The sequence below is a fragment of the Haloechinothrix alba genome, from assembly GCF_900188115.1.
GTDB classification, from domain to species: Bacteria; Actinomycetota; Actinomycetes; order Mycobacteriales; family Pseudonocardiaceae; genus Haloechinothrix; species Haloechinothrix alba.
Window position 1 is genome coordinate 58,944 of record NZ_FZNW01000008.1, and the last position, 12,365, is coordinate 71,308.

11 protein-coding genes are annotated in these 12,365 nt (G+C 69.4%); 1 reads left to right on the forward strand and 10 read right to left on the reverse strand.

The window, feature by feature from the left end; translation table 11 throughout:
- Nucleotides 1-100: 100 nt before the first annotated feature.
- From pyrF to pyrR, 7 genes are all read right to left on the reverse strand, one after another.
- A complete protein-coding gene (pyrF, locus tag CHB84_RS09185) occupies nt 101-928 on the reverse strand; it encodes an orotidine-5'-phosphate decarboxylase (protein WP_089301119.1) in 828 nt (275 codons plus the stop codon).
- A complete protein-coding gene (gene carB, locus CHB84_RS09190) occupies nt 925-4,329 on the reverse strand; it encodes a carbamoyl-phosphate synthase large subunit (RefSeq protein WP_089301120.1) in 3,405 nt (1,134 codons plus the stop codon). Before carB ends, pyrF begins: the two co-directional genes overlap by 4 nt.
- An 81-nt stretch (nt 4,330-4,410) precedes the next feature.
- On the reverse strand, nt 4,411-5,538 hold the full coding sequence (gene carA / locus CHB84_RS09195) for a glutamine-hydrolyzing carbamoyl-phosphate synthase small subunit (protein ID WP_245818640.1): 1,128 nt from the start codon (nt 5,536-5,538) through the stop codon (nt 4,411-4,413).
- A 17-nt stretch (nt 5,539-5,555) separates the two neighbouring features.
- Nucleotides 5,556-6,119 carry a PH-like domain-containing protein gene (locus CHB84_RS09200; RefSeq protein WP_089301121.1) on the reverse strand — a complete coding sequence of 188 codons (564 nt, stop codon included), beginning with the start codon at nt 6,117-6,119 and terminating at the stop codon, nt 5,556-5,558.
- A gap of 14 nt (nt 6,120-6,133) precedes the next feature.
- Nucleotides 6,134-7,447: a dihydroorotase gene (locus CHB84_RS09205; protein WP_089301241.1), complete on the reverse strand. Its 1,314-nt coding sequence runs from the start codon at nt 7,445-7,447 to the stop codon at nt 6,134-6,136.
- Between the two features lie 119 nt (nt 7,448-7,566).
- On the reverse strand, nt 7,567-8,505 hold the full coding sequence (locus tag CHB84_RS09210; protein ID WP_089301122.1) for an aspartate carbamoyltransferase catalytic subunit: 939 nt from the start codon (nt 8,503-8,505) through the stop codon (nt 7,567-7,569).
- Nucleotides 8,502-9,146 carry a bifunctional pyr operon transcriptional regulator/uracil phosphoribosyltransferase PyrR gene (gene pyrR / locus CHB84_RS09215; RefSeq protein ID WP_089301123.1) on the reverse strand — a complete coding sequence of 215 codons (645 nt, stop codon included), beginning with the start codon at nt 9,144-9,146 and terminating at the stop codon, nt 8,502-8,504. The genes CHB84_RS09210 and pyrR overlap by 4 nt, the downstream gene beginning before the upstream one ends.
- Nucleotides 9,147-9,391: 245 nt before the next feature.
- Between pyrR and bldD the strand changes: the two genes are divergently transcribed.
- A complete protein-coding gene (bldD, locus tag CHB84_RS09220; protein ID WP_089301124.1) occupies nt 9,392-9,883 on the forward strand; it encodes a transcriptional regulator BldD in 492 nt (163 codons plus the stop codon).
- Between the two features lie 88 nt (nt 9,884-9,971).
- On the opposite strand, the gene nusB is transcribed toward bldD, so the two are convergent.
- The 3 genes from nusB to CHB84_RS09235 form a co-directional block, all read right to left on the reverse strand.
- Complete coding sequence (nusB, locus tag CHB84_RS09225) at nt 9,972-10,421, reverse strand: transcription antitermination factor NusB (RefSeq protein ID WP_089301125.1); 450 nt, start codon at nt 10,419-10,421, stop codon at nt 9,972-9,974.
- A gap of 100 nt (nt 10,422-10,521) precedes the next feature.
- Complete coding sequence (gene efp, locus CHB84_RS09230; protein WP_089301126.1) at nt 10,522-11,085, reverse strand: elongation factor P; 564 nt, start codon at nt 11,083-11,085, stop codon at nt 10,522-10,524.
- Between the two features lie 70 nt (nt 11,086-11,155).
- Entirely contained in the window at nt 11,156-12,271 is a 1,116-nt protein-coding gene (locus CHB84_RS09235) for a M24 family metallopeptidase (RefSeq protein WP_089301127.1), read from the reverse strand.
- Between the last annotated feature and the right edge of the window lie 94 nt (nt 12,272-12,365).

Sequence of the window (12,365 nt, forward strand, 5' to 3'; positions counted from 1 at the left end):
CCCATCCTTGCCGCGTCATCACAATGCGGGTCCGCCTATTCGCCAGGATTTTCCTCTGTGCGGCCTCAAAAGCCTCTCACAGCGACGCCGGAACGGGGTGTCACGGGGTACCGATCCCGCCCAGGCCGTGCTGCACCGTAGCAATCCGGTCACGCAGCGCACCCGGATCGGGTCCATAGGCGAGGACGTCCCTGGCCGATACGGGAACGACCCCGTGCAGGCCGGCGCCGAACGCGCCGCGCAGCTGCTGCGCGGTCGCTCCCTGCGCACCGAGTCCCGGCGCCAGGACCGGGCCGTTGAGCTCGCTCAGGTCGAGGTCGGTGCCGGTGTGGGTCGCCCCGACCACCACCCCGACATCGCCGTACGGCTGCGCGCCCGCGTTGTGCCCGGCAGCGGCGTCGACGACCAGCTGCGCTACGCTACGCCCACCGACCAGGGCCGCCTGCACATCGCCCCCCTCCTTGTTGGAGGTGCGGGCAAGCACGAACACCCCGCGTCCGGTACTCGCGGCCAGCTCGAGCGCGGGCTGCAACGCCCCGAAGCCCAGGTAGGGGGACAGCGTCACCGCATCGACCGCGAGCGGCGAGCCGTCCGCGAGGTACGCGCGCGCGTAAGCGGCCATCGTGGAGCCGATATCGCCCCGCTTGGCGTCCAGCACGACGAGCGCACCGCGCCGCGCGCACCCGTCCATCACGCGCTCCAGCACCGCGACGCCCTGCGCGCCGTAGGCCTCGAAGAACGCCGACTGCGGTTTGACCACCGCGACCTGGTCGCCGAACGCCTCGACGCAGGTGGCCGTGAACCGGTCCAACCCCGTGACGTCGGCGGGTAGGCCCCACGCGGCGAGCAGCTCGGGATGCGGGTCGATGCCGACGCAGAGGGGGCCCCTCCGGCGCACGGCATCCGCCAGCCGCGCGCCGAACCTCACTCCTGCCGCCCTCTCGCGGCAGGCGCGGTTACCCCCGCTGCTGCCGCCGCCGACTCTGCCGACGCAGCCATCGCGGCCTGGAGCCGCTGCAGGGACTGCACCCCGATGTCACCCCGGATCGACGCCTCGATGCCGTGCACGGCAGCGCCCGCGCCCTGCACGGTGGTGATGCACGGCACGTCCCTGGACACCGCTGCGGTACGGATCTCGTAGCCGTCGATACGCGGCCCGCTGTTGCCGTACGGCGTGTTGATGATCATATCCACGCCGCCGTCGAGGATGATCTCCACGATGTTCGGGGCGTCCTCCCCCGAGCCGTCCGCGGCACCTGCCACGTGCTCGCCCTCCGGGGTCGAGTACTTTCGCACCACCGTGCAAGGCACCCCGTTACGGCGCAGCACCTCCGCGGTCCCTGACGTCGCGAGCACCTCGAAGCCCAGGTCGGCGAGCCGCTTGACCGGGAAGATCAGCGCCCGCTTGTCCCGGTTGGCCACCGAGACGAACACCGTGCCGGACGTCGGCAGTGGCCCGTACGCGGCGACCTGCGACTTGGCGAAGGCCATTCCGAAAGCCGCGTCCACGCCCATCACCTCGCCCGTGGACTTCATCTCCGGGCCGAGGAGCGAGTCGACGCCGAGGCCTTCCGGGGTGCGGAACCGGTGGAACGGCAGCACGGCCTCCTTGACCGCGATCGGGGCGTCCGCAGGCAGCGTGCCACCGTCCCCCCACGCGCGGAGCACCCCGGAGGCACGCAGATCCGCGACCGAGGAACCGGTCATGATCAGCGCGGCGGCCTTGGCGAGCGGGACACCCGTGGCCTTCGACACGAACGGGGCCGTCCGGGACGCCCTGGGGTTGGCTTCCAGCACGTACAACACATCCCCGGCGAGGGCGTACTGCACGTTCAGCAACCCGCGTACGCCGACGCCCTTCGCTATCGCCTCGGTCGATGCGCGCACACGCTCCAGGTCCGCGCGGCCGAGCGTGATCGGTGGCAGCGCGCAGGAGGAGTCGCCGGAGTGCACACCCGCCTCCTCGATGTGCTCCATCACCCCGCCGAGGTACAGCTCTTCCCCGTCGTAGAGGGCGTCGACATCGATCTCGATCGCGTCGTCGAGGAAGCGGTCGACCAGCACCGGGTACTCGGGGCTGACCTCGGTGGCCCTGGAGATGTACGAGGCGAGGTGCGCCGCGTCGTAGACGATCTCCATTCCCCTTCCGCCGAGTACGTAGGACGGCCGCACCAGCACCGGGTAGCCGACCTCGTCGGCGATGCGCTGCGCGCCCTCGAAGGACGTCGCCGTCCCGTACTTCGGGGCTGGCAGCCCCGCGGCCCCGAGCACCTCACCGAACGCGCCCCGCTCCTCGGCGAGGTGAATCGCGTCCGGGGACGTGCCGACCACCGGCACCCCCGCATCGGCGAGCCGCTTGGACAGGCTCAGCGGCGTCTGCCCGCCGAGTTGCACGATCACCGCGGCGAGATTGCCGGACTCCTGCTCGGCGTGTACCACCTCGAGCACGTCCTCGAATGTCAGCGGCTCGAAGTACAGCCGGTCCGAGGTGTCGTAGTCGGTCGAAACCGTCTCCGGGTTGCAGTTGATCATCACCGTCTCGTACCCGGCCTCGCGCAGCGCGAGCGTGGCGTGCACGCAGGAGTAGTCGAACTCGATGCCCTGCCCGATCCGGTTGGGTCCGGAGCCGAGGATCAACGCCTTCGGCTTGTCGTGCTGGGCGATCACCTCGGACTCCGCAGCCGGGTCGCTCTCGTAGGCCGAGTAGTGATACGGGGTGCGGGCCGCGAACTCGGCGGCGCAGGTATCCACCGTCTTGAACACAGGGCGCACCCCGAGCCTGTGCCGTAGCGCCCGCACTCCGTCCTCGCCCGCCAGCTCGGGCCGCAGGGCGGCGATCTGGCGGTCCGACACCCCGAAACGCTTCGCCCCGAGCAGCAAGGCCTCGTCGAGCACGGGCGCCTCGGTGATCTCCTCGCGCAGCTCGACGAGCGACTGGATCTGGTCGACGAACCACGGGTCGATCCAGCTCGCCTCGCACACCTGCTCGATCGTCGCGCCCCAACGCAGCGCGCGCTCCACGGTGTAGAGCCGCCCGTCGTGCGGGGTACGCAGCGCTTCGAGGGTGTCCGCGAGCGTGACCCCCTCCGGATCAGGTTGCGTCCAGAACCCGAGCGCGCGGGTCTCGGTGGAGCGCAGCGCCTTGCCGAGAGCTTCGGTGAAGCTGCGGCCGACCGACATGGCCTCTCCGACGCTCTTCATGGTCGTCGTCAGGGTCGGGTCGGCGCCGGGGAACTTCTCGAACGCGAACCGCGGTACCTTGACGACCACGTAGTCCAGGGTCGGCTCGAAACTCGCCGGGGTCTCACCGGTGATGTCGTTGGGGATCTCGTCCAGGCTGTACCCGATCGCCAGCCTGGCGGCGATCTTGGCGATCGGGAAACCGGTCGCCTTCGACGCCAGTGCCGAGGAGCGCGACACCCTCGGGTTCATCTCGATGACGACCATGCGGCCGGTCTCGGGGTGGATGGCGAACTGGATGTTGCAGCCTCCGGTGTCCACCCCGACCTCGCGCAGCACGTCGATGCCGACATCACGCATGTTCTGGTACTCGCGATCGGTCAGTGTCATCGACGGCGCGACCGTCACCGAGTCGCCCGTGTGCACGCCCATGGCGTCGACGTTCTCGATGGAGCACACCACCACCACGTTGTCGCGGTGGTCCCGCATGAGCTCGAGCTCGTACTCCTTCCAGCCGAGCACGCTCTCCTCGACGAGCACCTCGGACACCGGGCTCTCGGACAGCCCGTAGGCCGCCATCCGCTCCAGGTCCTCCTGGGTGTGTGCCATCCCGGAGCCACGCCCACCCATGGTGAACGCCGGGCGGATCACCACGGGCAGGCCGAGCTCGGCGACACAGTCCCGGACCTCGTCCATCGTCCAGCACACGGCACTGCGGGGCACGTCTCCCCCGGCCTGGCGCACGATGTCCTTGAACTTCTGGCGGTCCTCCCCGCGTTGGATCGCCTCGATGTCGGCGCCGATGAGCTCCACGCCGTACTTGTCGAGCACGCCGCTGCGATCGAGCTCGACAGCTGCATTGAGCGCGGTCTGCCCCCCGAGCGTTGCCAGCAGCGCGTCCGGCCGTTCGGCCGCGATGACCTGCTCGAGGAACTCCGGGGTCACCGGCTCGATATAGGTCGAGTCGGCGAACTCGGGGTCGGTCATGATCGTGGCGGGGTTGGAGTTGACCAGGCTGACCCGCAGGCCCTCCTCGCGCAGCACGCGGCATGCCTGCGTGCCGGAGTAGTCGAACTCGGCAGCCTGCCCGATCACGATCGGCCCCGAGCCGATCACCAGAACGTGCGAAAGGTCCGTCCTTCTCGGCATCAGGCTATGACCTCCCCGAGTGACCCAGTTCCATTCGGCATCAGGCTATGACCTCCCCGAGTCGCCCAAATCCATTCGCCATCAGGACGCTCCCTCCATCAAGGACACGAACTCGTCGAAAAGCACGGCGGCGTCGTGCGGGCCCGCGGCCGCCTCCGGGTGGTACTGCACCGAGAACGCGGGCACGTCCAGGCAGCGCACGCCCTCCACCGTGCCGTCATTGGGACAGTGGTGGCTGATCGTGGCCGCGCCGTACGGTGAGCTGAACCGCGCACCGGGTTCGCCCTCGAGCGCGAACCCGTGGTTCTGCGCCGTGATCGCGATCCTGCGTGTCGCGGTGTCCATCACCGGGATGTTCATCCCCCGGTGCCCGTAACGCATCTTGTAGGTGCCCAGCCCGAGCGCCCTGCCGAGGATCTGGTTGCCGAAGCAGATACCGAACAGCGGTACCTGCCGCTGGAGCACGTTGCGTGTCAGCTCGGTCACGTGTGTCGTGGTCGCCGGGTCGCCGGGGCCGTTGGACAGGAACACCCCGTGCGGTTCCACGGCGAGCACCTCGTCCAGGCTTGCCGTGGCGGGCAGCACGTGCACCTCGATACCGCGCTGCGCCATCATCCGCGGGGTGTTGCTCTTGATACCCATATCCACCGCTGCCACCCGGTAGCGCACCGGGCCGTCGGGGCGCACGACGTACGGCTCGGCCGTGGTGACCTCCCCGGCGAGATCCGCACCCGTCATCGAGGGCGACTCGGTCACCCTGGCCAGCATCTGCTCGGCCGTGCCGACCTCCGTACCGGAGAACACCCCGGCGCGCATCGCCCCGTGCTCACGGATGTGCCTGGTCAGGGTGCGCGTATCGAGCTGCGCGATACCCACGACTCCTTGCCGCTCCAGCTCGGTCTCCAGGGACCTGGCCGAGCGCCAGTTCGACGGCACGCGCGCGGGGTCGCGCACGGCGTAACCCGCCACCCAGATCCGGGAGGACTCGTCGTCCTCGTCGTTCCACCCGGTGTTGCCGATCTGCGGTGCCGTCTGCACCACGATCTGCTTGTGGTAGGACGGGTCCGTCAAGGTCTCCTGGTAGCCGGTCATGCCCGTACAGAACACGACCTCGCCGAACGCCCGCCCCGCTGCTCCGTACCGGAGGCCGCGAAACACCGACCCGTCCTCCAACACCAGCGCGGCCGGGGTGCCTCCGCCTGCGTTCACCCGGAAAGTCTGTCTACTCACTTCTCCTGCGCACGCCCTTCGATCGATCGCTGCTGATGTGTGTCCTCCGTGAGCCACGGGGCCCGTTCCGGCGCGGCGGCCCGCAGTGCGTGTATCCAGCGCGCGTACACCGACTTGTCGTCGGCACGGAAGCCTGTGTCGACGAGCGCGTCACCCAGTCGCCAGGTGATCACCAGTAACCCGTCCACCCCCATGACCTTGCCCGCCATCCCCTTCGACGTGCGCGCGTCGACGAGGGACTCGCTCGGGATGAAGAACGAGGGCGCGCCGGTGCGCGCCACGACGACCCCCGCGGTGTATCTCCGCAGGGTTGCCGAGCTGCGCATCCCCACCCCGCGCGCCACGATCCTGTCCTGCCAGTGCCCCGCGCTTGTGGTGGCGACGTAGACGCCCGTGACGGAGTCGCGCGCGGCGTCCGCGTCGAGCTGCTCCGGCACCTCGGGAAACGGCGCGTACCGCGAACCGTCCTCGCGCGCCTGGCGCCGCCATCCCCACCACATACCTGCCGCGAGCAGCAGGAATACCGCGAGCATCAGCATGCTCAGCAGGAACCGTTCCATCGGTCTCGTTCCATTCATCCTTCGGTTGGGCTCGTCGCCGTGTCCCGTGCCGTCACCCGGCCACGCAGCACGGTCGCCCGTACCTTGGCAGGCAACCGCATACCCTCGTACGGGGTGTTGCTCGCGATGCTCGCGAGCTCCGCGCCGCGCACCGTCCACTCCGCATCCTGGTCGACGATCGCCAGGTTGGCAGGCTCACCGACCTCGATCGGCCTGCCCTGGTCCGGTAGCCGCGCGATCTCGGCAGGTCGCTCGCTCATCACCCTGGCCACGCCCCGCCAGTCGAGCAGGCCCGGCCGCAGCATCGTGCGAACCACTACCGACAGCGCCGTCTGCAGGCCCAGCATGCCCGGTCGCGCCGCGGCCCACTCGGCGTCCTTGTCCTGTACCGCATGCGGTGCGTGGTCGGTGGCCACGCAGTCGATCACGCCCTCGGCCAGCGCATCGGCGAGCGCGGCGGCATCCGATGAGGTGCGCAGTGGCGGGTTGACCTTGTTCACCGGATCGTAGCCGGTCAACCGTTCGTCGGTGAGGAGCAGGTGGTGCGGGGTGACCTCGGCCGAGATCGCGGCGGGACCGCTGGGATGACGCGGCTTGCCCCACCGCAACACATCGGCGGTGCCCTCCGTGGACACGTGGCAGACGTGCAGGCGTGCCCCGGCGTGCGCGGCCAGAATGCAGTCCCTGGCGACGATCGACTCCTCCGCGGAGGACGGCCAACCCGCCAGCCCCAGTCGCGCGGCCCGCTCCCCTTCGTGCGCCTGGGCACCGGCGGTCAGCCGGGGTTCCTCGGCGTGCTGGGCGATCACCGCGTCCAGCGCCGTGGAGTACTCCAGTGCCCTGCGCATGATCAACGGATCGTCCACGCAGTGCCCGTCGTCGGAGAAGACCCGGACCGCCGCCGCCGAGCCGGCCATCGTGCCGAGCTCGGCCAGCTTCGCACCCTCGAGCCCCACCGTGACGGCGCCGACCGGATGGACGTCGACCAGCCCGACCTGCCGGCCCGCTCGCCAGACGTGCTCGGTGACCAGCGCGTTGTCCGCGACAGGGTCGGTGTTGGCCATCGCGAACACCGCGGTGTAACCGCCGAGCGCTGCGGCCGTCGCGCCGCTGCGCACCGTCTCGGCATCCTCCCGGCCGGGTTCGCGCAGGTGGGTGTGCAGATCGACGAACCCGGGCAGCAGTACGCCGCCCGCCGCATCCAGCACGTCGGTGGCCTCGCCGGAGGCGCGTACCGACCCGACCGGGCCGATCTCGGCGATGACCCCGTTCACGGTGAGCACGTCCACCGGATCACCCTCGCCGTACGGTACGGCGTTGGTGATCAGTACGCTCCCGCGGTCGCGCGGGCCGTCACCACCGGCAGACCGGCCCGCGCCGGTCGGGACGACCGGGGGCGCGTCGTCGCTGCGCCCGGACTCCTCGTGCCCGCCTGCGTCCTGCTCGGTCACTGTTGTCCCTCCTCGGCTCCCGCCGCCAGCAGGTGGTACAGGATCGCCATCCGTACATGAACACCGTTGCGCACCTGTTCGGCGATCGCCGAGCTCGGCGCATCGGCCACCGGCGCCGCGATCTCCATGCCGCGCATCATCGGGCCGGGGTGCAACACCACGGCGTGCTCGGCCAGCAACGCGGCGCGGGCCTCGGTCAGGCCGAAGCCGACGGAGTACTCCCGTGCCGACGGGAAGAACGCCCCGTGCATACGTTCGGCCTGCACCCGCAGCATCATCACGGCGTCGACCGCGGGCAGCTCGGCATCGATGGAGTGCGACACGGTCACCGGCCAGCTGTCGATGCCCGCAGGAAGAAGTGTCGGCGGTGCCACGACGACGACCTCGGCCCCCAGCGCCGCGAGCAGGTGCACGTTCGAACGCGCCACCCTGCTGTGCAGCACGTCACCGACGATCGCGACGCGCCTGCCGGCGATGTCGCCGAGCCGCTCCCGCAGCGTGGCCGCGTCCAGCAGTGCCTGCGTGGGGTGCTCGTGCATGCCGTCACCGGCGTTAATCACCGCGGTACCCGTGCCGTCCAGCCACGAGGCGAGGCGGTGGGCCGAGCCGGACGACGGGTGCCGCAACACCACGCAGTCGGCACCGGCGGCCGACAGGGTCAATGCCGTGTCCCGGAGCGACTCCCCCTTGCCGACCGAGGAGCCTCCGGCCGAGACATTGACGACGTCCGCGCTCATCCACTTACCGGCCAGCTCGAACGACACTCGCGTGCGCGTGGAGTTCTCGTAGAACACCGTGATCACGGTGCGGCCACGCAGCGTCGGCAGCTTGCGCACTTCCCTGCCGAGCAGGGTTTGCTTCATCGTCTCGGCGCTGTCCAGCACCTGCGTCGCCACAGCCGGGTCCAGACCGTCGGTGCCAAGCAGATGTCTCACGTCCGGTCCCCTTCACCCTCGTGGCGCTCCCCTCCCGCAGCGGCGGTATCAGCGCCGCCCGCACGGGCCTGGTTGAGCAGTACGGAATCCCTGCCGTCGACCTCGTCGAACTGGACGGCGACGTCCTCGTCCCGCGCCGTCGGCATGTTCTTGCCGACGTAGTCGGCGCGGATCGGCAGCTCCCGGTGGCCCCTGTCCACGAGGACCGCGAGCTGTACGGCGCGGGGCCTGCCGTGCTCACGTAGCGCATCCAGCGCCGCCCGCACGCTGCGACCGGAGAACAGCACGTCGTCGACGAGGATCACGACACGGTCGTCGACGCCCTCTCCCGGCATCTCCATGTGTTCGAGCGGCCTCGTCGGATGGTGCCGCAGATCATCACGATAGAGCGTGATGTCGAGGGTGCCGTACGGGACCTCGACCCCGGAGAACGTCCGGATACGTTCCGCAAGGCGGGCCGCCAACGTCGCGCCGCGGGTGGGAATACCCAGCAACACCACCGGCGATGCCGCCGCGGAACCGAGTGCGGTCTTCTCGATGACCTGGTGGGCCATCCTGGCGATGGTGCGCGCGACGTCCTCGGCCGTCAGCAGCTCACGCTGCCCGGCCGTCTCGCCCGCACCGCGTGTGTGCGGTGCCACGATTGTCTCCTTCTCCGCCTCACTGGACGGTCCGTTAAAGGATCAACCCCTGCGGAATCCCACTGACTGTAGCAGTACGCACTGTTCAATCGACCGGGTGGTGGCACGAGTTCGGACCAATTCCGCCACTAGATCGGGTTGACCTGTTGACGACAACAGGTAACCATTACGCTGAGTATTCGACTCGCTGAGTCCCCGCCGGCCGACACCGCGTGACGGGGCACACGAAACGGAGATGTGACCAGATGGGCGATTACGCCAAAGCGCTCGGGGCCAAGCTCCGAGGTATCCGACAGCAGCAGGGCCTGTCCCTGCACGGGGTCGAGCAGAAGTCCGGCGGACGGTGGAAGGCGGTGGTCGTCGGCTCCTACGAGCGCGGCGACCGTGCGGTCACGGTCCAGAAACTCGCCGAGCTTGCCGACTTCTACGGCGTTCCGGTGGTGGAACTCCTCCCGGAGGGGCGCGTGCCCTCCGGCGCGGAGCCCGCCACGAAGATCGTTATCAACCTGGAACGACTGCAGCAGCTCCCTGCCGAGAAAGTGGGCCCGCTCGCTCGCTATGCCGCGACGATCCAGAGTCAACGTGGCGATTACAACGGCAAGGTGCTGTCCATTCGTACCGAGGACCTGCGATCCCTGGCAATCATCTATGACATGACCCCGGGAGAGCTCACCGAGCAGCTCATCGACTGGGGTGTACTACCACCCGAGGCTCGGCCCGCCAAGGATGACATCTGAGAGCCTGTTCCCGAGCACATCGCCAGGCACGGTACCGCCCGGAGGCGCGCACAAGGTCCACAACGAGCTCCACGGCCGGCAGGCGGTCCTACAGGACCGCGCGCAGCCGGTCCGCAATGGTGGCGATGCGACCAAGCACGCCGTTGACGAACCGGGGAGAATCCTCGGTCGACAGCTCCTTGGCGAGGCCGACGGCCTCGTCGATCGCCACGGCATCCGGTACGTCGCTCATCCACAGCATCTCGTAGATGCCGATGCGCAGCACAGCGCGATCCACCGCGGGCATCCGCTCCAGCGACCAGCCGTGCGCGTGCTCGGCGAGCACCTCGTCGATGCGCTTCCGGTGCGCACCGACACCTTCCACGAGCGAGATCGTGTAGTCACCGATGGGCTCGACGTCGACCGACCCGACGCGGCCCGAGGCCAACGTGACCGCGTCGGTGTCGCGCTGCTCTGCTTCGTAGAACAGCTCGACGGCCCGTAACCGGGCAGCGTGCCGCCCGAACGGCGCGCGCTTCGAGGTGGAGTCGGTGCTCATAGCTCCTCATCCGCTACGACCGTCACTGGCAGGGTCCGCCGGCGCAGACCGGCTTCTGCATCGGCATGGTCGGCACGGCTCAAACGCCGGGAAGGCGGCATCAGTTGCTGGAACGGCCGAGGTACCGCCCGTCCCGGCTATCGATCTTGATCTTCTCGCCGGTCTCCAGGAAGAGCGGCACCTGCACCTCGGCTCCGGTCTCCAAGATGGCGGGCTTGGAGCCTCCGGTCGAGCGATCGCCCTGCACCCCGGGATCGGTGTGCTGGATGACCAGCTCGACCGAGGTCGGCAGTTCCACGAACAGCGGGTTGTTCTCGTGGAAGGACACCTGCACCTCGGAGTTCTCCAGCATGAACCGTGCGGCGTCACCCACGGTCTCGGGTGCGATCGGGACCTGCTCGAAGGTGGCGCCGTCCATGAACACGTAGTCCGCGCCGTCGTTGTAGAGATAGGTCATGGTGCGACGGTCCACCGTCGCCGTATCGACCTTCACCCCCGCGTTGAACGTCTTGTCCACGACCTTGCCGGTCATCACGTTCTTCAGCGTGGTGCGGACGAACGCGCCGCCCTTTCCCGGCTTGACGTGCTGGAAGTTGACGACGGACCACAGCTGGCCGTCGAGGTTGAGGACAAGTCCGTTCTTCAGGTCGTTCGTGGTCGCCACTGGTTTCGGTCTCCTGTGCGGTATGCGATGTCGCCGTGCGTGACTCGGGCCGTTCGCAGCCCGGCGTCACTCACGACACGGTCACCAGGTCCTTGGTGGAGAGCGTCAGGATCTCGTTGCCACCCTCGTGCACCACGAGGGTGTCCTCGATGCGCACCCCACCGCGTCCGGGTAGGTACACACCGGGTTCGACGGTGACCGTCATTCCCGCGGCCAGTGTACCGGTGGCCTCCGTGGACAGCCGGGGCGCCTCGTGCACGTCCAGACCCACGCCGTGGCCGAGCCCGTGCACGAACTCCTCGCCGTGTCCCGCGCGGTCGATCACGTCACGCGCGGCGGCGTCCACAGCCGCCGTCCGCGCGCCGGCCACGGCGGCTGTGGACCCCGCGGCCTGGGCGGTACGGACCAGTTGGTACAGCTCGCGTTGCCAGTCGGCCGGTGAGCCGATCACCAGCATCCGCGTCATGTCCGAGTGGTAACCGTCGATGCGCGCGCCGAAGTCCAGCTTGACCAGGTCCCCGACCGCGAGCTCCGCGTCGGTCGGGCGGTGGTGTGGCACGGCCGAGTTCGCCCCGGTGGCCACGATGGTCTCGAACGCCGGTCCGGCTGCCCCGTTGTCCAGCATCCGGTCCTCCAGCGCCCGCGCCACCTGGCGCTCGGTGCGGCCCGCCCTGATCTCACCGTGCTCGACCAGCTCGGTCAGTGCCCGGTCCGCGGCAGCGCACGCCATCCGGATCGCGTCGACCTCGGCACTGTCCTTGACGATGCGCAGCTGCTCTGCCAGACCGGTGGTCCGGCAGAGCTCGATACCCTCGGCCCGCTGTGTGAGGGCGTCGAACTCCGCGACGCTGACGTGCTCGCTCTCGAACCCGGTTCGGCCGTGCTCGTCGCGTTCGGCCGCGGCCCGCTGGACGAGCGCGGCCGCGCAGCGGCGCTCGATGACCGTCGTCAGCTCGCCGACCTCCTGCCCGGCTTGCTGTACGTAGCGACCGTCCGTGCAGAACACGGTGCGCTCGTCTCCCCCGCTGTGTACGAGCAGCGCTGCGTTAGAACCGGTGAAGCCGGTGAGGTAGCGGATGTTGCGCGGCTCGGTGATCAGCATCGCGTCGAGGTCGCGATCCGCCATCCGCGTGCGAAGCGACGCCCGGCGCAGGGCGCGTGTCTGGTGGGTATGCGACTCGGTCACCGCTCCCACCCTAACGACGTGCCGATGCGCGTGGCTGCGCGGCTGCTCCCGCGCGACCGGGACCGCGCCGCCACCGCGCCGGAGCCCGCACCAC